Consider the following 24,131-nt stretch of genomic DNA (forward strand, 5'->3'; position numbering starts at 1 on the left):
CCGTCACCCATACGCCGTGAAGAATCATATTTCACTCACTGTCAGCAGCCGTACACAGCACGACCCTTGGAGCGCACCGCACATCAGCGTGTTGACTCTGCACCAGTACCGTCACGAAAACCCCGCGCGGCGACTATCCACTTGGCGCATCATCCGCATCATGGACGACGATAGGGATGCGGAATTCAGGGAAACCGCTGCGAGAGGAGGCGTCCATGGGATCGGTGCGCAAGGCGAGTGCCTGGCTTGGCCTCGTCGACGACAACAACGACGAGCGTTACTACGACGACGGCTACGAAGACGACCGGACTGAGGGACCCGACCAGCCGGAGGCCTGGGTCACGGACCCGCGCGTGCGGGTGGCGAGCGAGCCTGCCCCGGATCAGGAACACCGGATCGGGACCGTGACCCCGGACAGCTTCCGGGACGCGCGCCGCATCGGTGAGCTCTTCCGGGACGGCGTCCCGGTCATCATGAACCTCACGGCCATGGAGCCCACCGACGCCAAGCGCGTGGTCGACTTCGCGGCAGGCCTCACCTTCGGCCTGCGCGGTTCGATCGAGCGCGTGGCCACGCGGGTCTTCCTGCTGACGCCCGCCGACACGCAGATCGTCAACGGCGAGGCCGGAAGCCGCGCGGCGGACGGCTTCTTCAACCAGAGCTAGGGGCAGGGCTGCTCACCGGAAGGCGTCGAGGCCGGTGAGCGCCTTGCCCAACACCAGCTGATGCATCTCGGACGTGCCCTCGTAGGTGAGCACGGACTCGAGGTTCGTCGCGTGCCGCATGACGGGGTACTCCAGCGAGATCCCGTTGGCGCCCAGGATGGTCCTGGCCGTGCGGCAGATCTCGATCGCCTCGCGGGCGTTGTTGAGCTTGCCGAAGCTGATCTGCTCGGGACGCAGCCTGCCCGCGTCCAGCCGCCGCCCCAGGTGGTGGGCGAGCAGGATGCCCTTGTGCAGCTCGACCGCCATGTCGGCGATCTTGGCCTGGGTGAGCTGGAAGCCGCCGATGGGCCGGCCGAACTGCTCGCGGCTGCGCGCGTAGTCGACGGCCGCCTCGAAGGAGGAGCGGGCCGCGCCCATGGCGCCCCAGACGATGCCGTAGCGGGCGTGGGAGAGACAGCTCAGCGGGCCCTTGAGGCCGACGACCTCGGGCAGCACGGCGTCCGCGGGCAGCCGCACCTCGTCGAGGACCAGCTCGCTGGTGACGCTCGCGCGCAGCGACCACTTGTGCTTGATCTCGGGTGCCGAGAATCCCGGTGCGTCGGTCGGGACGACGAATCCCCTGATGCCTTCGTCGGTCTGCGCCCAGACGACGGCGACCCCGGCCACCGTGCCGTTCGTGATCCACATCTTGCGGCCGGTGAGGACCCAGTCCGTCCCGTCCTTCTTGGCGTGCGTCCGCATGGACGCGGGGTCGGAGCCGTGGTCCGGCTCGGTCAGCCCGAAGCAGCCGATGATCTCTCCGGCGGCCATGCCCGGCAGCCACCGCTGCTTCTGCTCCTCGGAGCCGAACCTCCAGATGCCGTACATGGCGAGGGAGCCCTGCACGGAGACGAGGGAGCGGATCCCGGAGTCGGCGGCCTCCAGCTCCAGACAGGCGAGGCCGTACTGCACGGCGCTGGCGCCCGCGCAGCCGTAGCCCTGCAGCGACATGCCGAGCGCTCCGATGGAGCCGAGCTCGCGGGCCAGCTCCCGGATGCCGGGCAGCTCGCCCCTCTCGTACCAGTCGGCGATGTGCGGCAGGACCCGGTCGGTGGCCCAGGTCCGGACGGTGTCACGGATCGCGAGGTCCTCGGGGTCGAGGAGGTCGTCGATGCCGAGGGGGTCGGCGGGGTCGAAGGGCGGCAGAGGGGTGCGGGCACTTGCGGACATGCGGGCCTCCGGCGACACAAAACTAGCAGTGGTAGTTAGCTACGGCTCGCGCTGACGTTACGACGCAGTCTCCCCCACGTCCAGAGCCCCCGGGCCCCCGCCAGGGCGGCTTCCAGGAGCGCAGGGAACTGCGGCCGCCTCTAGGGGCGCGAGGAACTGCGCGACCAGCCACATCCGGCCCGCACCCGAAGAAGAACCCACCCGGACGGGGTTCAGACGTCCACGGACGAGCTGACGCCGACCCCCGCGGGGTCCCGAGGCGCAGGCACCCCCTGCTCAGCCCGCGCCGCAGGCGCAGACGCAGACACCCCACACTCCATCCCCCGCGGCAGCTTCAACGCCGCGACCGCCCCGAGCAGCAACAGCCCCGCACTGACCAGCAGAGTCACATGCAGCCCGTGCACAAAGGAGTCCCGCGCCGCGCTCCGCAGCGCATCCCCCGCCCCGCCCCCGACCCGCGAAGCGACCTCGTACGCCTCACCCAGCGAGTGCCCCGCCGCGGCGCTGTCCGCTGCCGACACCCCGTGCACCGAGGAGAGCCCCGGCGCGTACGCCGCGTTCATGACGCTGCCGAGCAGCGCGATGCCGATACCCGCACCCAGTTGGTAGGAGGTCTCGCCGATCGCCGCCGCGCCACCCGCCTGGGACAGCGGCGCCTCGCTCAGCATCGACTCGTACGCACCGAAGAGCGTGGTCTCCAGGCCGAAGCCGAGCAGCACGAAGCCGATGAGGAGCAGCACGTCGTTGGCCTGGCCGCCCATGCCGGTGAGCAGCACCACGGCGAACGCGGTCAGACAGAAGCCCGCGCAGACCATCGCGCGCGGCCCCAGACCGCTGAGCATCTTCGAACCCGCGAGGCCCGCGGCCATCGCGGCGATGGTGAGGGGCAGCAGCCGCAGGCCCGTCTCCAGCGGGGAGAGGCCGAGCACCAGCTGGAGGTACTGCGCGGCGATCAGCTCCAGCCCCACGAGGGCGAGCATGGCGAGGACGATGCAGCCGACCGACGTGCTGAACGCGGGCCGCGCGAACATCGACAGGTCGACCAGCGGGTGCGTGCGCCGCCGCTGTCGGCGCACGAAGCCGACGAGCAGGGCGCCACCGCCGCCGAGGGCGAGCAGGGTCGTGAGGCCGAGCGGGTCCTCCCCGCTGCCGAGCCGTTTCACCGCGAGGACGAGGCCGAAGAGCCCGGCCGCGGCCATCAGCGCGCCGACCACGTCCCACGGCCCGTTCCTGTCGCCGGTCGACTCGGGCAGCAGCCAGCGGCCGATGGGCAGGCTGATCAGCATCAGCGGGATGTTTATCAGGAAGACCGAGCCCCACCAGAAGTGCTCAAGGAGGAACCCGCCGAGCAGCGGCCCGACGGCCGCGCCCACCGCGGCCACCGCGCTCCAGAGGCCGATGGCGACGGCCCGCTCGCGCCGGTCGGGGAAGACCTGGCGCAGGATCGACAGGGTCGCGGGCATGATCATCGCGCCGCCGACGCCGAGCAGCGCGCGGGCCGCGATGAGCACCTGCGCGTTGTCCGCGAGGGCCGCGATCGCCGAGGCGACGCCGAAGAGGGCGTATCCGAGGAGGAGGACGCGTCTGCGGCCGACGCGGTCGCCGAGCGTGCCGAAGAGGATGAGGAGCGAGGCGCAGACCAGTGGATAGATGTCGACGATCCACAGCAGTTCGATGGCGCCGGGCTTCAGGTCCTCGGTGACCGCGGGCACCGCGACGTGCAGCACGGTGGCGTCGACGGCGACCAGCAGCAGGCTGACGCAGAGGACGACGAGCACGACCCAGCGGTTGGCCCCGGCACCGGCCCCGGATCCCCGACGACCCTGCGATGCTGCGGCCGTGGTCGTCCCGGACATGTGCGTACCTCCCAGTGGTCCCTCGCATCGGCGGCCTGCGGGATGTGAACTCCCTGCTCCGGCTCCACGGACAAGGCGAGTGAGCCGTCAGAGTACGCGAGACCTCGCCCGTGACGCGTGGCGGACCTCTCACGGTTGTACGGATGTGATGTGGCGTGCGCCACGCCCCTGACCTTCGACCACGCCCCACGGCGGCGCCCGGTTCCCCCTACGGCCGATAATCGGGCTCGTGACCGATCTTGATCAACGCCTTTCGCCACCCCCGGCGGGCCATGTGCTCCGTCGCGCGGCGCCGGCGCTCCTCGTGTACGCCGGGGTGCGTGCGCTGGGCGTCGCCGTGCTCGCGGTCTGGGGCGCGGCGGCGGGCAAGAGCCCGCACACGCTGCTGACCGCCCGCTGGGACTCGCTCTGGTACACCCGCGTCGCCGAGCACGGATACGGCTGGGAAGTGACGCTCCCGGACGGCAGCGTCCACTCGAACCTCGCGTTCTTCCCGCTGCTGCCCTGGCTGGAGCGGCTCGTCTCGGCGGTCGGTCCCTTGTCGTACGCCGACGCGGGCCTGGTGGTGAGCTGGCTCGCGTCGCTCTTCGCCGCCGCCGGGATCTTCGCGATCGCCGACCACCTCTACGGGCGCCGGGCCGGGATCTGCGCGGCCGCACTGTGGGCGGTGCTGCCGGTCGGCATCGTGCAGTCGATGGCGTACAGCGAGTCCCTGTTCACCGCGCTCGCCGCCTGGTCGCTGTACGCGGTGCTCAGGGGGCGCTGGGTGACGGCGGGCGTGCTCGCCTCCTTCGCGGGGCTGACCCGCCCGGTGGGCGCGGCGGTGGTCGCCGCGATCTGGGCGGCGGCCGCCGTGCAGATGTACCGGGAGCGGCGGACGGACCTGCGCATGCTCCTCGGCGTCGTCCTGGCCCCGCTGGGTGCCGCGGCCTATGTGCTCTGGGTCGGCCACCGCACCGGCGGCGGTCTCTTCGGCTATCTCGACGTGCAGGCGGGCTGGGGCAACGGCTTCGACTTCGGCTATGCCTTCGTGCGCTTCATCGGGGAGAAGTTCACCTCGGTCCCCGGCGCCCTCGCGGGCCTCGGCCTCATCGTCGGTGTCGGCCTGGTCATCTGGCTGTACGTCCTGTGCGTACGCCGCAAGCAGCCCCTGCCGCTGCTCGTCTACTGCGGGATCGTCGTCGTGCTCGCCCTCTGCGCGGCCGGTTACTTCGGCTCGAAGCCGCGGCTCCTGATGCCCGCCTTCCCACTGCTGCTGCCGGTCGCGGTGGCGCTCGCCCGGCTGCGTACGTCCAGGTCGGCGGCGGTCCTCGGGGTGGTGGCCGTGGCGAGCGCGGTCTACGGGGCGTTCTGGCTGCACGGCTCGGGCCCGCCCTGATCCCGTCATGATCATTTCCAGGCCCCTCGGTGATCGAACGGGAAATTCCGCACCAGGACCCGGTGAACGAATTCATAAGGGGCATAAAACTGCGCCGGAAATGATCAACCAATTGCGTAAGCCGGTCGGTGCGGAATAAACAAAACTCGGGAATAAACCCCGTCCTGAGATCAATCCCACATCACATCGTCATCACAAAGCCACTGATTCGGCCTAGTGCCGCACTCACTCGCTGTAACGTCGATTGGGTGCGTACCGAACGAAACCTCACCCGTCTTGACCGGGTCTTCGCCCGGCTGGACCGTGAGCCGGAACGACCGACCCACCTCGATGTGCCGAGGATGAGCCGGCACAGGGTCGTGCTCTTCAGCGCGACCCTGGCCTTCTACCTGGCCATCGTCGTCGCTGTGCTCGTCACCTCGTGGCTGGTGCGGTTCGACTGGCAGGTCATGTTCTTCCGGCCCTACCAGCAGTGGCCGGAGATCCACGCCTTCCTGGACTACTGGGTCGTGCTCGGCCAGCGCGGCCCGACGGCCGTGATGGTCGCGGCCTGGCTCGGCTGGCGCTCCTGGCGGCAGCACACGCTGCGCCCGCTCCTCATGTTCGGCGCCGCCCTCCTCCTGCTCAACATCACCGTCGGCGCCGCCAAGATCGGCATGGGCCGCCTCGGCCCGCACTACGCGACCGCGATCGGCTCGAACGAGATGTGGCTCGGCGGCGATATATTCCCTTCCGGTCACACCGCCAATGCCGTCGTGACCTGGGGAATCCTGGCCTACCTCGCCTCCACCCCGCGCACCCGCCGCTATCTGTCGGCCCTGTCCGCGGTGGTCTCGCTGAGCGTCGGCCTCACCACCGTCTACCTCGGTACGCACTGGCTGAGCGACGTCTTCCTCGGCTGGGCCGCGGGCCTGCTCATCCTGCTCGCGCTGCCCTGGTGCGAGTCGCTGATCGCCCGGGTCGAGGCCGTGATCTTCAGCGTCCGCGAGGCCTGGCGGGCCCGCCGCACCGGCATCATCACGGTGCCCGAGCCCTCGCCGGTCGGCGCCGCCGCGATGGTCCCGCAGCGCTCCGCCCCCGACGGGGACGCGCCGGTGCGCGAGCCGGTCTCGGCCGCCCGCGGCGCACGCCCCTCGGCCTACCTGGCGCCCGGACCGCACACGGCCCGCTCCGAGCGGACCCCGGTCACCCCGGCGGGCAGCCGCCGCCCGCCGCACCCCGACCGCGTGTCGCGCGGCACCCCGTCGGCCCGCCCGGTGGCGGGCGGCTGACCCACCGACGGCGGGGGCCGGTACGCACAGCCCATCCCCCGCACCGCGAAGGCCCCGGTTCCTGATCGGAACCGGGGCCTTCTGCTGTACGGCCGTGGCGCGGCTCAGCCCTTCCAGCAGCGCGCCACCACGCCGTCCTTGACCTCGAAGTTCAGCCGCCCCGCGAGGTACTCCATCGTGATCATCGCGCCCGGCTGCAACGACCTGACGGTGGACCAGCCGCGCTCGCGCGCCTGTCGCTCGGCGCCGTCGGCCTGCAGGCCGACGTAACCGTCCGGGCTGTCCTGGGGTTCTGCGGGAGGGGTCGGGATAGGTGCCATGCCCGCCACGTTAGGCGGCACGGGCCCGGCGGGGAAGGCCGGGAGGCGTACACCATGGGTCACCGGTACCTCTCCGGTCACGCTTTCGTCACAGGATCACGACGTGCGTTTCGGTCGAACTCCGTCACACGTACGGGCGGTTCCGGACTTGTACCGACGTAATTCACGGGTGTCCTCACGTCACTCGGAAGGGTTCTCCCCCACTCCCGGAAAATAGTGGTCCGAATAGGATCGCGACCCTTTAGGAGGACCCCCCGCATTTCCGAACCCCGGCCGTCGCGCGGGAGGTGACGAAGCGTGGGGGAATTCGCCATTCCGGCACGCCCCCTGTCGGAGCCGGGGCGACGCGAGCATCATGGGTGGGCTTCGAACAGGCTTCGGGCGGGCCCGGGACGCGATGGCGAAGGGGCGGGCGATGGGGACCGAAACGGCACGGGCGGCAGAGCGACCGGTGCGGGATCGGCGCCCCGGCCGGATCATCGTGGACTGGCTGACCACCACGGACCACAAGAAGATCGGTCACCTCTACCTGATCACGTCGTTCGTCTTCTTCCTGTTCGCCGGGGTCCTTGCCCTGCTGATGCGGTCCGAACTGGCCCGTCCCGGGCTGCAGCTGATGAGCAACGAGGAGTTCAACCAGGCCTTCACCATCCACGGCACGATCATGCTGCTGCTCTTCGCGACGCCCACGTTCGCGGGGTTCGCCAACGAGATCATGCCGCTGCAGATCGGCTCGCCCGACGTCGCCTTCCCGCGGCTGAACATGCTCTCGTACTGGCTGTTCCTCTTCGGCGGCCTGATGGTCCTCGGCTCGCTCCTGGTGCCGAGCGGGCCCGCGGCGTTCGGCTGGTTCGCGTACGCGCCGCTCAACAGCGTGGAACGGTCGCCCGGCGTCGGCGCCGACCTGTGGATCATGGGGCTCGCGCTCTCCGGCTTCGGCACGATCCTCGGCTCGGTCAACTTCCTGACCACCATCATCGGGATGCGGGCGCCCGGCATGACGATGTTCCGCATGCCCATCTTCACCTGGAACGTGCTCTTCACGTCGATCCTGGTGCTGATCGCGTTCCCCGTGCTCGCCGCCGCGCTGCTCGTCCTTGAGGCGGACCGGCAGCTCGGCTCGCTCGTCTTCGCCCCGGAGAACGGCGGCGCGCTGCTCTGGCAGCACCTCTTCTGGTTCTTCGGGCATCCCGAGGTCTACATCATCGCGCTGCCGTTCTTCGGCATCATCACGGAGATCATCCCCGTCTTCAGCCGGAAGCCGATCTTCGGCTATCTGCCGCTGGTCGGCGCGACGACGGCCATCACCGGCCTCTCGATAGTCGTCTGGGCGCACCACATGTTCGCCACCGGCGCGGTCCTGCTGCCGTTCTTCTCCTTCATGTCCTTCCTCATCGCCGTCCCGACGGGCGTGAAGTTCTTCAACTGGACGGGCACGATGCTCAAGGGCTCGCTGTCCTTCGAGACACCCATGTTGTGGGCCGTCGGCTTCCTGGTGAGCTTCCTCTTCGGCGGCCTCACCGGCGTCCTGCTCGCCTCGCCGCCCATCGACTTCCACGTCACCGACACGTACTTCGTCGTCGCGCACTTCCACTACGTCGTGTTCGGCACCGTCGTCTTCGCGACCTTCGGCGGCTTCTACTTCTGGTGGCCGAAGCTGACCGGCAAGATGCTCGACGAGCGGCTCGGGAAGATGCACTTCTGGACGCTCTTCGTGGGCTTCCACACGACGTTCCTCGTCCAGCACTGGCTGGGCGCCGAGGGCATGCCGCGGCGGTACGCGGACTATCTGGCGGCGGACGGCTTCACGGTGCTCAACACCATCTCGTCCATCGGGGCGTTCCTGCTCGGCCTCTCCACGCTGCCGTTCCTCTACAACGTCTGGAGAACCGCGAAGTACGGCAAGAAGGTCGAGGTCGACGACCCCTGGGGCTTCGGCCGCTCCCTGGAGTGGGCGACCTCCTGCCCGCCCCCGCGGCACAACTTCGTCACGCTGCCCCGGATCCGCTCGGAGTCCCCGGCGTTCGACCTGCACCATCCCGAGTACGCGGCGTACACGGCTCAGGACCCGCAGACCGAGCACCCCGGTCCAGGGCCCGGCTGAGCAGGTCCCTGGACGCCGCGATCCGTTCGGTGAGTCCGGCGGGCTCGACGACCTCGAACTCCATGCCCATGAACAGCACGTGGAAGACCATCACGTCCAGGCTCGTCGCACCCGTGCGCAGCAGACAGGTCTCCGCGGTCTCGGCCTCCAGGGTGCCGTCGGCGGGCGCGATCCGCTGGGCCGCCTCCGCCATCGGCACGAAGAGCCTGACCACCGCATGTGCGGCGTACGCGCGCGTGGAGACGCCCCGCTGGACGTAGGCGGCGAGGTCGTCGGCCGGTGGGGTGCGCGGGGTGAAGCGCGGGCCGTGCGGCGGCCGCGGTTCGATGCGGTCCGCGCGGAACGTGCGCCAGTCCTCGCGGTCGAGGTCCCAGGCCACGAGGTACCAGCGGCGCTCGGTGCAGACCAGGCGGTGCGGCTCCACCGCCCTGCGGGTGGAACTGCCCTCGTGGTCGCGGTAGTCGAAGCGCAGGCGCTCCGAGTCCCTGCAGAGGTCGGCGAGTCCGGTGAGGACCGCCGGGTCGACGCCCTGCGGCTGCGGGGCGCGCAGCATCGGCACGGTGAACGCGTTCAGGGCGCCGACGCGGCGGCGCAGCCGGTTCGGCAGCACCTGTTCGAGCTTGGAGAGCGCCCGGACGGAGGTCTCGCCGATGCCCTCGATGCCCTGCCCCGCGGCGGTCCGCAGCCCGACGGCGACCGCGACCGCCTCCTCGTCGTCCAGGAGCAGCGGCGGCAGTTCGGCCCCCGCGCCGAGCTGGTAGCCGCCACCGGTGCCGGGGCTGGCGTTCACGGGGTAGCCGAGCTCGCGCAGCCGGTCCACGTCGCGACGGACCGTGCGCGGGGTGACGCCGAGCCGGTCGGCGAGGTCCGCGCCGGACCAGTCGCGGTGGGCCTGCAGCAGGGAGAGCAGGCGGAGCAGTCGTGCCGAGGTCTCCAACATGGACGTGATTGTGCCGGTGATCGAGGACAGCTGCTGTCCTCGGCGTCAGCCGACCGGGCGGACCCGCACGGACAGATCGTTGTCGAGCGTGTAGTACGGGCCCGCCTCCAGCGTGCCGTGCTCCTCCGTCGCGCACGGCACCACCGGATACGTGAAGATCGCCTTCTTGTCCGGGACGTCGTCCAGGATCCGGGCGAGCCGCACCCGCGGACCGCTCTCACCGTCCGGCCGCAGCCACAGGTCCCAGGGCCCTGCGCCGCTCTCGGCGAGCGGGCCGTACCGCAGCGCGAAGGAGAACGCCGGTCCCTCGGCGGTGACGTCGGCCCGCAGGACGCGGTCCGGCTCGTCGCGCCGGACCGCCTCGACGTACGCGGCGTCGGTGAGCGCGGTGCCGTACACCCGGCCCTGCACGGTCATGGCGGTGCCGGTGATCTCCAGCTCGCCGGTCTCCGCGTGCGGCGCGCGCCGCCAGCTGCGCACCGAGAGGTTGCCCTGCTTCGTCGCGTACGGGATGCGCACCGCGACATGGCCGCGGCTGCCGCTCGGCGCGCGGTCGACCAGCGAGCGCAGGTCGTTCACGCCCGGCATCAGGCGCCGCGGCTCGCCGCCCGCGACCTGCGCGTACGCGTTCCAGCGGCCCTCGGCGAGCTCGACGCTGCTGGGCAGCGCGGCCCGCAGTCGGCCGTCGCCGGACGGGGTGAGCGGCAGCCGCACGACGTCCTCGGCGGAGTCGGCGTCGGCGTCGCGCAGGCGCAGCAGGAGGTGGGCCACCTCCTGCGCGCCCGGCTCACCGGGGTCCGTGACGTCGAACGTGAGCCCCCCGGCGGAGTCCGCGATGCAGTCGGCACGCGGCGCCTCCGACGCCTCCTGGTCGTCTCCGGCGTGCGACGCCTGCGAGGTGGCCAAGGCCGTCATGCGGTCGATCCCTTCGTCTGTGCGCGGCCGAGATCCCGCACGGCGTACGCGCCCCCGAGCAGCGCGCCTCGTGTGCGGTGCAGGGAGCCGCGCATCCGGCCCCCCAGCGAGCTGCCCCGGGCGAGCATCCCGGTGAACATGTCGTCGTAGCGCTCGGCGATGCGTTCCGGGTCGAAGCGCTCGGAGTCCTGGAGCGCCGCGCCCGCCATCCGCTGCCGGAGCGAGTCGTTGTTGATCAGTTCGAGCAGTCCGCCCGCGATGGCGTCGGCGTTGCCCACCTCGACGAGCCGCCCGTCGACGCCGTTGTCGATGATCTCGCCGGGTCCGTGCGGGCAGTCGGTGGCGACCACGGGCAGCCCGCAGCGCATCGCCTCGACGATCGTCATGCCGAAGGACTCCAGGCTGGAGGTGACGGCGGCGATGGAGCCCTTGGCCCACTCGGGCTCTATCGGGTGGGCGGGGCCCATCAGGAAGACGTGGTTGTACAGGCCGAGCTCGTCGATCAGGGCGCGCAGCTTGTCCTTCTGCTTGCCGCCGCCGTAGATCCGCAGCCGCCAGTCGGGACGCTCGCGCCGCACCTTGTCGAAGGCCCTGATCAGCAGGTCGTACCGCTTGACGGGGGCGAGCCTGCCCGCTGCCACGACCCACTTGTGGGAGCCGTCGGCGGGCTCGATGCCGGGCGCGGGCACGGGGTTCGGCACGGCCTGGACGTGTACGCCGGGCAGCCGCATCTTGCGGGTGTACGCGCGGGCGTCGGCCTCGGTCGTCGTGGTCAGGACGTCGAGGCGCGGGTAGACGCTGCGCAGCTGGCGGCGGAGTTCCTTGCTGTGGCTGTCGAGCGTGAGGTGCTCCTGGCCGACGCGCAGCGGCCCGCGCGCGGTCTGGCGGGCGAGGTGCACGTTGAGCCCGGGCCTGGTGCCGATGACGACGTCCGCGTCGATCCCGGTGAGGTGGTCGGCGATGCGCCGGTCGGTGAGGGCGCTGTACTGCTCGTAGCGTCCTTCGGCGCTGGGGAACGTACGGGCGGGGCGCAGGTGCTCGGGGTCTTCGCCCTCGTACCCGGCGGTGCCCTTGCGCAGGTCGACGAGGTGGCGCAGTCGGACGCGCTGGTCAGGCGCGAAGACAGGCTCGTCGCGGTGCCGGAAGACGGATACAACCTCGACATCATGCTGCTGGGCCAGCGTGTTCGCCAGGTTGTACGTCGTCCGGATCGTCCCTCCGATTCCGTACGCGTTGTGAATAAGGAAAGAGATGTGCATGCGTCCCCGTATTCCGCGCTTCCTTGCGGACAGTCCCCCTCGTCCGCCTACCGCAGGGTTAGACGGGGATTCCTGGCCAAGGGTTGGGTTTCCTCACCATCCTGTTCCCGAACGGATGCGTGATCGGTAGCCACGGATGGGAACCTTTTTGCGATGGCGTGCATCAAGGCTGGTAGGCGAGCTGAGGGACGACGAAGCAGTTGTCGTTCATGTCGCCCCCTTGAGTGACCCAGCCGTCACCGTCCCGCCACCGGACGACGGACACACACGTCCTGCGCGTCCCCGGCGGCTCCGGCCGCCGCTCGAACGCCACGGGCACCAGCAGCCCCCGCGCGGAGTACGGCTCGTCCCGCCCCATGAAGCGGTCCACGCACGCGCGCGTGACCTCCCCGCCGCTGCCGCTCAGGCAGGACTTCGCGGCGTCGGTGAACCACATGGCGGCGGCCCAGCCCTCCAGTTCCCACTGTGAGAGCGCCTTGCCGCGCAGGGCCGCGCGAAACTCGCGTACGGCCGGGTGATCGGTGTCCTCGTAGTTCCTGCTCGACCCGGTGGCCCACAGGGCGTTGCGGCAGCGGGGCGCGTCCTTGTAGTCGTCGCCGACGGTCGAGGTCCAGTTCTGCACGTTGGTGACCTTGGCGGTGACCTTCGCGCCGACGTCGTCCATCGCCTCGCACAGCCGGGCGTTGCCGTGCGTGTCCATCGCGTCGAAGACCAGATCGGCGCCCTGCTCCTTGAGGTCGGCCGCGGCGGCCCGGAAGTTGGGCAGGGCGAAGTCGACCTGTTCGGTGACCACCTTGTAGCCCTCGGCCTTCAGGCCCCGGGTGACGAGCCGTGCGTACGCGGCGGACGCGGCCTGGTTGTAGGAGACGACGGCCGCGGTCCGCGCGCCCTGCTCCCGCTTGAAGTAGCGGTAGACCTCGGTCCCGCCGTACAGCTTGCCGCCCCAGCCCGGCGTGCCGTTGCGCGGGGCGAGGCTGCCGTAGATCCCGTAGAGATGCGGGTACGTGTCGTACGCCGGGCCGATGGGCTGTCCCCCGATGTCGGGCACGCCCGCGCGCGAGACACGGGCCGCTCCCGCGTAGTCCAGGGAGGCGGTGGCGACGAGCGCGACGACCTTCTGCTCCTCGACCAGCTTGCGCACGCAGTCGTTGTTGCCGACGCCGCTGCCACCGTCGTCGCAGGTGCGCACCTCGACCTTGCGGCCCCCGATGCCGCCGTGCGCGTTCAGCCGGTCGAAATAGGCCCGGGCCCCGTCGCGCGGCCCGGTGAACGCGGCCCCGCCGACCGGGCTGGTCGCGCTGGTGATGATGCCGACCCTGACCGGCGCTCCCCCTGCGGGGGCCGACGCGGTGCCGCGCCGCTCGAAGTCGCTCTCGGGCAGGCGGCTCCCGCAGGCAGCGCCCGCCATCAGGGCCGCGACGACGAGCAGCGTTTCAGCAGCCCGGACCGGGCGACGCATTGCCGCTCAGCTTCACCAGGGCGCAGAGGGTCTTGACGGAGACCTTCCAGGTGTCGTCCTCGTTGACGGACGTGCCCGAGGCGTCGGGCAGCGCGGTGGCGCCCTTCAGCGTCAGCGCGTACGTCACGTCGGCCTCCGTCGCCGAGCCGAACTCGACCTTCGTCACGTCCGCCGCGACCTGCTGCCCCCGCTTGTCACCGCTGAAGCTCTCCAGAACGTCGCGCATCCCGGCGCCGTTCTCCAGGACGGTCTCCTTCTCCTTCAGCGACGTCTTCGGGTCGAAGAACTTCTCCCAGTTCTCCGTGACCTCTTTCTTCGCGGCCGCCGGGTCGGCGGGGGCGGACGCGGATGCGTCGTCGCCCTTGTCTGCCGGGTCCGTGGTCTTCTCCATGGACGGCTCGGGCGGCGTGGCTCCGTCCCCGCCCCCGCTGTCGTCGCCGCAGGCCGCGATGGCCGGTCCGATCAGCAGGACCGCGGCGGCCGCCAGCGCCGCGCTCCGCGCCCTGCCCCGCCCGTGGTACGTCCCCCGCCTTGGGCTGCTCCCGAGAACCATCTGGCTCACCACCGGGTATCGGTCCGGGCCGTGCGGGCCCGGAGCTTTCAGGGTCGGCTTCCAGAAGGCATAGTGCAATCCATCGGCTGACATGGACAGCCCACCGACGTTACTGATGTGACCGACGACGTGTCCCAGGGGGCCTCGATGCGGGCGGATCGGACAGCTCGGACGGCCGGTGCGTCCGGTCCCGCACGCCTGCGTGCCGTGCACCCCATGCTGTGGGCCGCCTTCGCGTCGCTCGCCGCGGGCGCGGTGCTCTGCGTCATCGGCTGGTACGGCGTCTCCGGGGAACGGTTCGCCGAGCGGCAGCTGCCCTACCTCGCGTCCTGCACGGTGCCGGGCGCCGCGTTGATCGTCACGGGCGCGCTGCTCCTCACCCACGGCAGGAGCGTCCTGGCGGCGGCGCGCGTCGAGGAGCTGTACGGACTTCTGGTGGCGACGGAGCCCGTGGCGGCCGGGGAGCGGGCCCCGGGCCCCGCGGCGGGCGGCGGCACTCCCCTCATGGTCCCCGGCGGAACGCTCTGGCACCGCGCGGACTGCCCGCTGGTCGCGGGGAAACCGGAGGCGGTCCCCGCCGACGCCACGGTCCTGTCGGCCCAGGCCCTCGCCCCCTGCCCCATCTGCGAACCACGGCGCCCTCCGGAACCCGACGGTCCGCCGTCCGGCCCCGCGTCGGCCCCGGAGCACTGACCCGGTGTCATCGCTGAGCTACGACCTCACGCTGGCCGGGCTCTCGGTCGGCAGCGCGGCCGCCCTCACCGGCATCGGACTGATCGTCACGTACCGCGCGACCGGCGTCCTCAACTTCGCCCACGGCGCGATCGCCATGCTCTGCGCCTACGTCCTGCGCCAGCTGACGGTCGCATGGCACTGGCCCCTCCCCCTGGCCGCGGCGGTCACCCTGCTCCTGGTCGCGCCCGGCATCGGCCTCCTCCTCGACCGCGCGGTCTTCCGTCCGCTGGCGGTGCGCGGGTGGGGGTCCGCCCAGGGGACCGGCTCCGGGGGCGACCCGGCGCAGACCCTGGTCGCCTCGATCGGCCTGTTCGTCCTGCTCGTCGGCGGGGCGGCCCTCCTCTGGGGCCCGGGCGCCCGTGACGACGCGCCCGAGCTGCTCTCCGCCGACCCCTGGGGCCAGCTGGGCGCGGCCGTCGCCCTCGCGCTCGCGGTGGCCGCGCTGACCCGCTGGACCCGCTTCGGCGGCGAGCTGCGCGCGGTCGTCGACAACCGCGGCCTCGCCGTGCTCTCCGGCATCGACGCGGACCGGGTGGCCGCGGCGGGCTGGGCCTTCGGTTCGTTCACCGCGGGCCTCACGGGCGTCCTGCTCGCCCCCTTCGTACGTCTCGATCCGTACGGCATGCCGCTGCTGGTCATGGAAGTGGTGGCGGTGGCCGTGGTGGCCGGGATGCGGAGCCTGCCCGTCGCCGTGGCGGTCGCCCTCGGCCTGGGCGTGGCGCAGAGCCAGCTCACTCGCCTGCACCCCGGTGGCCGGACCGAGCAGCTCCTGCAGACCGCGAGCGCCAACCTCTTCGTGATCGCCCTGCTGGTCGCGGCGCTGATCCTGCCGGGCGTCGGCACCAAGGACGCGCTGCCCCGCACCGCGACGGCCCGCGTCCCGACGCCCTCGGGTGCCTGGATCGTGGCGGCGGTGCTCTTCCTCCTGCCGCTCGGCTTCGCGGGCCCGGACCTGACGACCGCGGTCCAGGTCCCCGCCCTCGCGGTGATCCTGCTCTCGCTGGTGATCGTCACGGGCCGGGGCGGCCAGATCTCGCTCGGCCAGGCGGCGTACGCGGGCCTCGGCGCCCTCTTCACGGCCCTCATCGCGGCAGGCCGTTTCCCCGGCCTCCCCGAACTCCCGCACCTCCCCGCCCTGACCGTGGCGGTCCTCCTCGTCGCGCCCCTGGGGCTCCTCACCGGCTGGCCCGCGATCAGCCGCCACGGCCTGGCCCTGGCGCTCGCGACCTTCGCGGTCGGCGTGGGCGTCAGCCGCTTCGTCTTCACGCAGCCGTACGCGACGTCGGGCCTGACCCTGGACCGCCCCGCGGGCTTCTCGGGCGACCGCGCGTACTACGTCCTCGAACTCGTCCTGCTGGCCGGGGCGTCGGTCCTGGTCACAGCGTTGCGCCGGGGCCGCACGGGGCGGGCGCTCGCGGCGATGCGGGACCACGAGGCGGGCGCGGCGGCGGCGGGGGTGCCAGTCCCGGCCCTCAAACTCGGCGCGTTCGTCACTGGGGCGGCGCTCGCGGCACTCGGCGGCGGCATGCTCGCGCTGGGTCAACGGGCGTTCGACGCGGGGTCGTACGACCCCGTCCGCGGTCTGCTGTGGTTCGCCGCGATCGTGGTCCTCGGCTCGGACAGCGTCCTCGGCGCCCTGGCCGCGGCGGCCCTCCTGGTCGGCCTGGACGCGGGGACGCGCGGCGGTGTGGCGGCCGCCCTGATCGGTCTCCTCGCGGTCCTGATCGGCCGCTTCCCCGGCGGCCCGTACGACGCGCTGCGCGCCGCCACGCGCAGACTCCGCCGCACCCCGCGCCTCACCACCGCGGGCGAGAGGGCCCGCGCGTCCCTGTCGACCGCGGGCCCAGCCGCCCCCGCCCACGGCCCGCCACCGCCCCGGCAGGAGGCTCCCCCACCGGCCCGGCCCCGCCCCCGGCAAGCCGAACCACCAACCCCCCACCCCACCCTCACCGCCCACCACATCACCCTCGCCTACGGCGGCTTCACCGCCCTGGACGGCGTGAGCCTCAGCGTCCTCCCCGGCCGCATCACCGCCGTGGTGGGCCCCAACGGCGCGGGCAAGAGCACCCTCTTCCACTGTCTGGCAGGCACCCTCCACCCCTCCGCCGGGCGCATCACCCTCGGCTCCAGGGACATCACCGCACTGCCCGCGCACGCCCGCACCCGTACCGGCATGGCCCGCACCTTCCAGCAACTGGCGGTCTTCCCGTCGCTGACGGTCGCGGAGAACGTCCGGGTGGGGGCGGAACAGGGCAAAGGAACAGGGAACACCCGGGACGCCACCGCCCGGGCCCTCCGGCTCCTGGATCTGACGGCCCTTCGCGCCCGGCCCGCGACCGGCCTCTCCACCGGCGCCCTCAGACGCACGGAACTGGCGAGAGCCCTCGCGGGCGGCCCCCGCACCCTCCTCCTGGACGAGCCTGCCGCGGGCCTGGACGCCTCCGAAGTGGCGGCGCTCGCCACGCTGTTGCGTGCCCTCGCGGCCGACGGCATGGCTCTCCTCGTCGTCGAGCACGACCTCGACCTGGTCGCGGGCCTCGCCGACACCGTGCACGTGATGGCGGCGGGCCGCATCGTGACGACGGGCCCCGCGGGCCAGGTGCTGGAAGGGGCCCCCTGAGTGCACGGCATCGAACTGCGCGGCGCCCGCGTCCACTACGGCCCCCTGGAGGCCCTGCACGGCATCACGCTGGCAGCCCCCGCCACCGCCCTCACCGTCCTCCTCGGCCGCAACGGCGCCGGGCGGACCACGGCCCTGCGCGCCCTGGCAGGCACGGTCCCCCTCTCCGCGGGCGCGGTCGTCCGCGACGGGCGGGACATCACGCGCCGCCCGGCCCATGAACGGGCCGCGGACGGCCTCTGTTTCGTACCGGACCGCGGAGCGGTGTTCCCCTCCCTCACCGTCGCGGAGAACCTCGGCCTCGCACACACCGCGGGCGACCACGCACGCGCGCTGGACGCCTACCCCGAGCTGCGCCCCCTGCTGCACCGCCGCGCGGGCACCCTCTCCGGAGGCGAGCAGCGCATGCTGGCCCTCTCCAGGGCCCTGCTGTCGGACGCCGGGGTCGTCCTCGCGGATGAGCCGACCCAGGGCATGTCACCCGCCGTCGCGGCACGGACCTACGCACTCCTCGCCGGGCTCGACGCCTGTGTGGTCCTGGCCGAACAGCGGCTGCCGCCCGGCCTGCGGGAGGGCGCGGGCCGGACGGCGGTCGTGCACGAACTGCGCCGGGGCGCGGTCGTGTTCAGTGGAGAGCCGGGAGAGCTCGGGTCTGCCCGGTCGCGGTACGCCCCGGGATGACGAGGAGCGTGCCGACGCCGAGCCGTTCGGGGCGGCTCCCGACCTTGTCGCGGTTGGCCTTGTACAGGGCCTGCCAGCCTCCCTTCACGTCGTAGCGGCGCGCGATCGAGCTGAGCGTCTCCCCCGGCTTCACCTTGTGGACGCGGCGGTCGAACCGCTCGATGCGCACTTCCTTGGAGCAGACGGGCCAGGCGCCCCAGCCCTGGGTGCGCAACACCCTCTCGGCGACCTTGATCTGCTCCTCCCGGGTGGCGAGATCGGCGCGCGGCGCGTACTTGAGCCCGCCGTGCCCCTCCCAGGTGGGCTGCCAGAACTGCAGTCCTCCGTAGAAGCCGTTGCCCGTGTTCGTCTGCCATCGGCCATTGCTCTCGCACTCGGCGAGGCAGTGCCACGGCCCCTTGTCCAAGGAGCAGTCGTACGGCCTGGAAACGGCGCCCGACGGCTGCGGCGGAGCCGCGGACGCGGCGCCCGACGGCAGCGCCACCGCCGCGAGGATCGCGCCGACGACCAGGGGCCCCAGGGATCCCAGGGACCCCAACGCCACGGACCGGACACGCTTGATCGACTTCGGGTGCATCGGGTCACGCTAGGCGGCTCCGCGGCGGGCCCGTGGCGTGCCGCGCCGCCGCGGAGCCGACCCCCACCCGGTCGGACGATCGGATCAGACGCCCAGCCGCTGCCCCGGCACGATCACGTCCGGGTCACCGCCGATGACCCGCTGATTGGCCGCGTACACCCGCTGCCAGCTGGTTCCGTGCCGGGCCGCGATGCGGCTGAGGGTGTCGCCCTGCCGGACGGTGTAGTTGCCGGGAGCGCCGCGCGAGGCCCCCCGGTCGGAGCGGTCCGCGGTGCTGCCGGGCCGCTGCCCGACCGCCTTGGGTGCGGGCTTCGCCGTCCTGGGCGCGGGCTTCGCGGCCTTGGGCACCGGCGCCGCGGCGGACGGCGCGCTGCCGTACGCACCGGCCCGCGCCGAGCAGCTGGGCCACGCGCCCCACCCCTGCGCTCGCTGCACCTTGGCGGCGACGGCGATCTGCTGCGCCTTCGACGCCCTGTCGGCGGTCGGCGCATAGGCCCCGCCGCCGTACGCGCGCCACGTACCGGCGGAGAACTGCAGTCCGCCGTAGTAGCCGTTGCCCGAGTTGATCTGCCAGTTTCCGCCGCTCTCGCACCGTGCGATGCGGTCCCACACTCCGCTGTCCGCGGCACCGGCCTGGCCGGTCGCGGCAAGCAGGCCGAGCGGGGCCAGGAGTGCGGCCCCTCCGATCACTGCCATGGTGCGCGTGTTCCTGGGACGTGCGGACATGAATTTCCCTCTCGCAGGACCCGGGCTCCCCCTGGCCGTACGGGCCCCTCACGCATCCGGCGCCTGGGGTCCGTCCGGCCCCGCCCGCCGGTGTCGGTGCTTGAGCTGGCTGGTGCGACCGGCGGACGTACCCGAGCGGTGCTCGCTGCACACGGCGGTGGAATCTAGAAGTCCTCCCGTCCCGTATCAACCAAGTCCTTGTCATTCCAGGCCAGTTGGGCGTTACCCGCGGTATCAGCGAGTTTCGGCCACCCACTTCATTCGCCGATATCCGGATTTAGTGACCGCGCCGGTAAGTGATCTGTGACTCAGCTCACCACTCCAACCTCCGTGCACGCAGCACTTGTTGGCGCGGAGTGACAGATTCCGCCGCCCGATTCACCCTCCGCTGCGGATGGTTCAATTCCGTTCGTCTTCGTGCGTGACCTGCGCCACTGATCCGCCGTTGAGCCTTAAGAGCCGGACACCGTCCGGCCCGCCACAACCTCCCCATGCACCCCAGATGACGATCCCGAGGAGCCACCCGTGCCGCGCATGCTGGACGTCAGCGACGACGTACGCGCCGAGATCGGCGACGAAGAAGCCGACCGGCTGCTCGCCGGAGACAACACCCCGGGCAGCTACGACTGCACGTCCTGCCGCACCCCGGGCGACGCGGAACAGGAGCGCACCAGCACCGTCCTGTTCGTCGGCGACGAGACGGCCGTGCTCGCCTTCGCCCACGCCACCTGCCTGCCCTCCCAGATCGTCACGGTCTCCGAGGAGCAGCTGCAGGGCGCCGTCCGTTCGATCACCGGCGACGACGGCTCGGGGTCGTCCGACGCGCCGAGCCAGGCCGTGCTCGGCGTGACCAGCGGCCTCGTCCTGATCGAGGGCGAGCTGCGCCCCGCCCTGGTCGTCGAGCCGACCGGGGCCATCGCCCGCCCCGGCGCCGCGCAGAGCGGCGGCGACGAGTTCCTGCCGCTCCTGATCGAGCAGGGCTTCATGCCCGTCACCTCGCTCGACTCCGTGCCGCCCGCGCTGCCCGGCTGGTCGGTGCTGCTCGCCATGGGCCAGTTGCACGCCATCCTGCAGCCCGGCGCCACCGGCAGCTCCCCCGTCGCCTGGTGGCAGGCGCACCACCCGCTCCAGGTCACCGAGGACTGGCGGACCGCGGCCAACAAGACCCAGACCGTGCTGCTCTTCGCGGCCCCCGTCGGCTCCATCGGACGGCAGCCGCGCGAGGACATGCTGCGGGACGCGCTGGACAAGGCGGCGACCCACGGCCGCCTCGTCGCGAGCTCGCTGCCGCTCGCCGGGACCTGAGCGGCCGCTGGTCGGCGAGGGCCGCCCCGGACCCCGAATGCGCCGGTCACACTCCTGCCGGACGGGGAAAGCGGCGCGGCCCCCGCATCCGCACGGCGCCCGTTTCGTTGGCACATACGTGCATCCATACGACCCCTCCCCCCGCCACCGGTCGGCGTACCAGAGCCCCATCCCGTCCATGCGCACCGCGCAGGACTCGCCGGGCAGCCACTCGGCCACACCCATCTACGACGCGCTGTACTCGGAGTACCTCAGGGCCTTCAGGGCCCTGCCGGGCGACCGGAGCGGCGAGGAGGACCTGGGATTCACCGCCTTCGGTCCGGGGCCGTACGGCATCCAGCACCGCGTCGACGGACGGCACGACCCCCGCTACGGCCAGTTCCACGTGTCCCGCTACGGGCAGTACGAGCACCACGCCACGGGACACCACCAGTTCCCCGCGGCCCTGCCGCCAGGATCGCGCGGCGGACGCTGAGCTCGCCCGCCCGGACAGCCGAATGCCCGGCCTCCCCACGACGGGGGCCGGGCATTCGGCTTGCGTACGAAGGCGCCCGCGGGCGGCCCTACTTCTTGCGGCCGCGCTTCTCGCGCACCCGCACCGAGACGTGGATCGGCGTGCCCTCGAAGCCGAACTCCTCGCGCAGACGGCGCTCCAGGAAGCGGCGGTAGCCCGCCTCGATGAAGCCGGAGGCGAAGAAGACGAACCGCGGCGGCTTGGTGCCCGCCTGCGTGCCGAAGAGGATGCGGGGCTGCTTGCCGCCGCGGACCGGGTGCGGGTGGGAGGCGACGATCTCGCCGAGGAACGCGTTCAGACGCCCGGTCGGCACGCGCGTCTCCCAGCCCTCCAAGGCCGTCTCGATCGCCGGGACCAGCTTCTCCATGTGGCGCCCTGTGGTCGCCGACACGTTGACGCGCGGGGCCCACGCCACCTGGGCGAGCTCCGTCTCGATCTCCCGCTCCAGGTAGTAGCGGCGCTCCTCGTCGAGGGTGTCCCACTTGTTGTACGCGACGACGATCGCGCGGCCCGCCTCGACGGCCATCGTCACGATGCGCTGGTCCTGGACCGAGATGGACTCGGAGGAGTCGATGAGGATCACCGCGACCTCCGCCTTCTCGACGGCGGCTGCGGTGCGCAGCGAGGCGTAGTAGTCCGCGCCCTGCTGGAGGTGGACGCGCTTGCGGATGCCCGCCGTGTCGACGAACTTCCAGGTCACGCCGCCCAGCTCGATGAGCTCGTCGACCGGGTCGCGGGTGGTGCCCGCAAGCTCGTTGACGACCACGCGGTCCTCGTTGGCCACCTTGTTCAGCAGCGAGGACTTGCCGACGTTCGGACGGCCGATCAGCGCGATGCGGCGGGGGCCGCCGATGCCCGCGCCGAAGGTCTGCGCGGGGGCCTCGGGCAGCGCCTCAAGGACGGCGTCCAGCATGTCGCCGGTGCCGCGGCCGTGCAGCGCGGAGATGGGGTGCGGCTCGCCGAGGCCGAGGGACCACAGGGCGGTGGCGTCGGCCTCGCCGGACGGGCCGTCGACCTTGTTGGCGCAGAGCACGACGGGCTTGCCCGCCTTGCGGAGCAGGCGCACGACGGCCTCGTCAGTGTCGGTGGCGCCGACCGTGGCGTCGACGACGAAGACCACGGCGTCCGCGGCCTCGATCGCGTACTCCGCCTGGGCGGCGACGGAGGCGTCGATGCCGAGCACGTCCTGCTCCCAGCCGCCGGTGTCGACGAGCTTGAAGCGGCGGCCCGACCACTCGGCCTCATAGGTGACGCGGTCGCGGGTCACGCCGGGGCGGTCCTCCACGACGGCCTCGCGGCGGCCGATGATGCGGTTCACCAGAGTCGACTTGCCGACATTGGGGCGGCCGATGACGGCGAGCACGGGCAGCGGGCCGTGGCCCGCCTCCTCGATGGCGCCCTCGACGTCCTCGATGTCGAAGCCCTCTTCGGCGGCGAGCTCCATGAACTGTGCGTACTCGGCGTCGCCGAGCGCCCCGTGGTCGTGCTCGGCGAAGCCGTCGCCCTCGGGCTGGATCTGGTCGTTCATGAAGTCCGTACCTCGTCGTTCATCGTGGTGATCGGTGCACCGGCCTGCGTATCGGGTCGGGGCACTACTTGATAAGTCTCGCTCAGCGCCCGGTCAGGCGCCTGGCGTTTTCCAGGTGGGCGGTGAGGCTGCTCTGGATGCGCACGGTCGCCTCGTCGAGCGCCTTGCGCGTGCGCCGCCCGCTGCCGTCGCCCGCATCGAAGGGGTCGCCGAAGACGACGTCGACCCTGCTGCGGAGCGGGGGCAGCTGCTTTATCAACCGTCCGGGACGCTCGGTGCTTCCCAGCACCGCGACCGGCACGATCGGGGCGCCGGCCCGCACCGCGAAGTACGCGAGCCCGGCCCGCAGCGACGCGAAGTCGCCCTCTCCCCGGGTGCCCTCCGGGAAGATGCCGAGGACGCCGCCCTGCTCCAGGACGCCGACCGCCCGGGTGATGGCCGTGCGGTCGGCGACCGAGCGGTCCACCTTCAGCTGGCCGATCCCGTGCAGGAACGGCCCGAGCGGCCCGATGAACGCTTCCTTCTTGATCAGGAAGTGCGTGGGCCGGGGCGCGACACCCATGACCATCGGCCCGTCGACGTTGTGCGAATGGTTGACGGCCAGGATCACGGGGCCGGTCGCGGGCACCCGCCAGGCACCGAGCACGCGCGGCTTCCACAGGCCGTACATGAGGCCGACGCCGATCCTGCGGCCGACCTCGGCACCCCGCTCGGAAGCCGCCCGATCGGCGGGAGCCTCGCTCACTTCGCCGCCCGCTTCTCCTCGACGAGGGTGACGACGCACTCGATGACCTGCTGGAGCGTGAGCTCGGTGGTGTCGACCTCGACGGCGTCGCCCGCCTTGGCCAGGGGGGACGTCTTGCGGCTGGAGTCGGCCGCGTCCCGCTTGATCAGGGCTTCCTGGGTCGCCTTGACGTCGGCGCCCTTGAGCTCGCCGGAGCGGCGGGCGGCGCGCGCCTCGGGCGACGCGGTGAGGAAGATCTTCAGGTCGGCGTCGGGCAGCACGGTCGTGCCGATGTCCCGGCCCTCGACGACGATGCCCTTCTCGGCCGAGACCGCGATGGAGCGCTGCAGCTCGGTGATGCGGGTGCGCACCTCGGGGACGGCGCTGACGGCGCTGACCTTGGAGGTGACGTCGGTGGTGCGGATCGGGCCCGCCACGTCCGTGCCGTCGACCGTGATGGTCGGGGCTGCCGGGTCGGTGCCGGAGATGATCTCCGGCTTGCCCGCGACGGCGGCGATGGCGGTCGGGTCGGTGAGATCGATGCCGTTGTGCACCATCCACCAGGTGATGGCCCGGTACTGGGCACCGGTGTCCAGGTAGCTGAGGCCGAGCTGGGCGGCGACAGCCTTCGAGGTGCTCGACTTGCCCGTGCCGGACGGTCCGTCGATGGCGACGATCACGGCTGCCGGGGCGGCGGTTTCGGCTGTTTCCACGGGGCTGTGGGCACCTTTCGCTGTACGCGGGCCAGGGAAGCGGGGCGCGAACGCGCCCCGCACAAGGTTACTGGCTCGC

Annotated in this window: 22 protein-coding genes; 9 read left to right on the forward strand and 13 right to left on the reverse strand. The window is 72.0% G+C overall.

What is annotated here, in order from left to right; genetic code table 11:
* Window positions 1-215 precede the first annotated feature (215 nt).
* A complete protein-coding gene (locus AC068B_RS35385) occupies window positions 216-665 on the forward strand; it encodes a cell division protein SepF (RefSeq protein ID WP_356257816.1) in 450 nt (149 codons plus the stop codon).
* A 12-nt stretch (window positions 666-677) separates the two neighbouring features.
* Here the strand turns inward: AC068B_RS35385 and AC068B_RS35390 are convergent, their stop codons facing one another.
* Window positions 678-1,874: an acyl-CoA dehydrogenase family protein gene (locus AC068B_RS35390; RefSeq protein ID WP_478675606.1), complete on the reverse strand. Its 1,197-nt coding sequence runs from the start codon at window positions 1,872-1,874 to the stop codon at window positions 678-680.
* Window positions 1,875-2,086: 212 nt separating this feature from the next.
* Window positions 2,087-3,730 (reverse strand): MFS transporter, encoded by a 1,644-nt coding sequence (locus AC068B_RS35395; protein WP_478675607.1) that lies wholly within the window; start codon window positions 3,728-3,730, stop codon window positions 2,087-2,089.
* Between the two features lie 229 nt (window positions 3,731-3,959).
* Here AC068B_RS35395 and AC068B_RS35400 point away from each other — a divergent pair, with 229 nt between their 5' ends.
* Both AC068B_RS35400 and AC068B_RS35405 read left to right on the forward strand, forming a co-directional pair.
* On the forward strand, window positions 3,960-5,108 hold the full coding sequence (locus AC068B_RS35400) for a mannosyltransferase family protein (RefSeq protein ID WP_478675608.1): 1,149 nt from the start codon (window positions 3,960-3,962) through the stop codon (window positions 5,106-5,108).
* A 248-nt stretch (window positions 5,109-5,356) separates the two neighbouring features.
* Entirely contained in the window at window positions 5,357-6,379 is a 1,023-nt protein-coding gene (locus AC068B_RS35405) for a phosphatase PAP2 family protein (protein ID WP_478675609.1), read from the forward strand.
* A gap of 104 nt (window positions 6,380-6,483) precedes the next feature.
* On the opposite strand, the gene AC068B_RS35410 is transcribed toward AC068B_RS35405, so the two are convergent.
* Window positions 6,484-6,699, reverse strand: a complete 216-nt coding sequence (locus tag AC068B_RS35410; RefSeq protein WP_356257804.1) for an I78 family peptidase inhibitor — start codon at window positions 6,697-6,699, stop codon at window positions 6,484-6,486.
* A 415-nt stretch (window positions 6,700-7,114) separates the two neighbouring features.
* On the opposite strand from AC068B_RS35410, the gene ctaD reads away from it, so the two are divergent.
* Window positions 7,115-8,803, forward strand: coding sequence for an aa3-type cytochrome oxidase subunit I (gene ctaD, locus AC068B_RS35415; protein ID WP_478675610.1), 1,689 nt, complete (start codon window positions 7,115-7,117; stop codon window positions 8,801-8,803).
* On the opposite strand, the gene AC068B_RS35420 is transcribed toward ctaD, so the two are convergent.
* From AC068B_RS35420 to AC068B_RS35440, 5 genes are all read right to left on the reverse strand, one after another.
* Entirely contained in the window at window positions 8,688-9,743 is a 1,056-nt protein-coding gene (locus AC068B_RS35420; protein ID WP_478675611.1) for a helix-turn-helix transcriptional regulator, read from the reverse strand. The genes ctaD and AC068B_RS35420 overlap by 116 nt on opposite strands.
* A gap of 45 nt (window positions 9,744-9,788) precedes the next feature.
* Window positions 9,789-10,658: a hypothetical protein gene (locus AC068B_RS35425; protein ID WP_478675612.1), complete on the reverse strand. Its 870-nt coding sequence runs from the start codon at window positions 10,656-10,658 to the stop codon at window positions 9,789-9,791.
* Complete coding sequence (locus tag AC068B_RS35430) at window positions 10,655-11,917, reverse strand: glycosyltransferase family 4 protein (protein ID WP_468568095.1); 1,263 nt, start codon at window positions 11,915-11,917, stop codon at window positions 10,655-10,657. Before AC068B_RS35430 ends, AC068B_RS35425 begins: the two co-directional genes overlap by 4 nt.
* 163 nt (window positions 11,918-12,080) lie before the next feature.
* On the reverse strand, window positions 12,081-13,376 hold the full coding sequence (locus AC068B_RS35435; RefSeq protein WP_478675613.1) for an ABC transporter substrate-binding protein: 1,296 nt from the start codon (window positions 13,374-13,376) through the stop codon (window positions 12,081-12,083).
* Window positions 13,351-13,929 carry an MTB12 C-terminal domain-containing protein gene (locus AC068B_RS35440; protein WP_478675614.1) on the reverse strand — a complete coding sequence of 193 codons (579 nt, stop codon included), beginning with the start codon at window positions 13,927-13,929 and terminating at the stop codon, window positions 13,351-13,353. The genes AC068B_RS35435 and AC068B_RS35440 overlap by 26 nt, the downstream gene beginning before the upstream one ends.
* 147 nt (window positions 13,930-14,076) lie before the next feature.
* Between AC068B_RS35440 and AC068B_RS35445 the strand changes: the two genes are divergently transcribed.
* Genes AC068B_RS35445 through AC068B_RS35455 form a run of 3 tightly spaced genes read left to right on the forward strand, consistent with a single transcriptional unit; the run spans window position 14,077 to window position 17,965 of the window.
* On the forward strand, window positions 14,077-14,622 hold the full coding sequence (locus tag AC068B_RS35445) for a hypothetical protein (protein ID WP_478675657.1): 546 nt from the start codon (window positions 14,077-14,079) through the stop codon (window positions 14,620-14,622).
* A gap of 4 nt (window positions 14,623-14,626) precedes the next feature.
* Entirely contained in the window at window positions 14,627-17,284 is a 2,658-nt protein-coding gene (locus AC068B_RS35450; RefSeq protein WP_478675615.1) for an ABC transporter permease subunit, read from the forward strand.
* On the forward strand, window positions 17,285-17,965 hold the full coding sequence (locus tag AC068B_RS35455) for an ATP-binding cassette domain-containing protein (RefSeq protein ID WP_478675616.1): 681 nt from the start codon (window positions 17,285-17,287) through the stop codon (window positions 17,963-17,965). It begins immediately after the preceding gene.
* Here AC068B_RS35455 and AC068B_RS35460 read toward each other — a convergent pair.
* Complete coding sequence (locus tag AC068B_RS35460) at window positions 17,910-18,542, reverse strand: LysM peptidoglycan-binding domain-containing protein (protein ID WP_478675617.1); 633 nt, start codon at window positions 18,540-18,542, stop codon at window positions 17,910-17,912. The two genes, AC068B_RS35455 and AC068B_RS35460, sit on opposite strands and share 56 nt — an antisense overlap.
* Window positions 18,543-18,626: 84 nt before the next feature.
* On the reverse strand, window positions 18,627-19,268 hold the full coding sequence (locus AC068B_RS35465) for a LysM peptidoglycan-binding domain-containing protein (RefSeq protein WP_478675618.1): 642 nt from the start codon (window positions 19,266-19,268) through the stop codon (window positions 18,627-18,629).
* A gap of 525 nt (window positions 19,269-19,793) precedes the next feature.
* Between AC068B_RS35465 and AC068B_RS35470 the strand changes: the two genes are divergently transcribed.
* Window positions 19,794-20,573, forward strand: a complete 780-nt coding sequence (locus AC068B_RS35470; protein ID WP_478675619.1) for a hypothetical protein — start codon at window positions 19,794-19,796, stop codon at window positions 20,571-20,573.
* Window positions 20,574-20,751: 178 nt separating this feature from the next.
* Entirely contained in the window at window positions 20,752-21,048 is a 297-nt protein-coding gene (locus AC068B_RS35475) for a hypothetical protein (protein WP_478675620.1), read from the forward strand.
* Between the two features lie 88 nt (window positions 21,049-21,136).
* Here AC068B_RS35475 and der read toward each other — a convergent pair whose 3' ends face one another.
* The 3 genes from der to cmk form a co-directional block, all read right to left on the reverse strand.
* Window positions 21,137-22,615, reverse strand: a complete 1,479-nt coding sequence (der, locus tag AC068B_RS35480) for a ribosome biogenesis GTPase Der (protein WP_478675621.1) — start codon at window positions 22,613-22,615, stop codon at window positions 21,137-21,139.
* An 82-nt stretch (window positions 22,616-22,697) separates the two neighbouring features.
* Window positions 22,698-23,399: a lysophospholipid acyltransferase family protein gene (locus AC068B_RS35485; protein ID WP_478675622.1), complete on the reverse strand. Its 702-nt coding sequence runs from the start codon at window positions 23,397-23,399 to the stop codon at window positions 22,698-22,700.
* Window positions 23,357-24,052: a (d)CMP kinase gene (gene cmk, locus AC068B_RS35490; RefSeq protein ID WP_356257771.1), complete on the reverse strand. Its 696-nt coding sequence runs from the start codon at window positions 24,050-24,052 to the stop codon at window positions 23,357-23,359. Before cmk ends, AC068B_RS35485 begins: the two co-directional genes overlap by 43 nt.
* Between the last annotated feature and the right edge of the window lie 79 nt (window positions 24,053-24,131).

It is taken from the genome of Streptomyces sp. NPDC042371, from assembly GCF_056437465.1.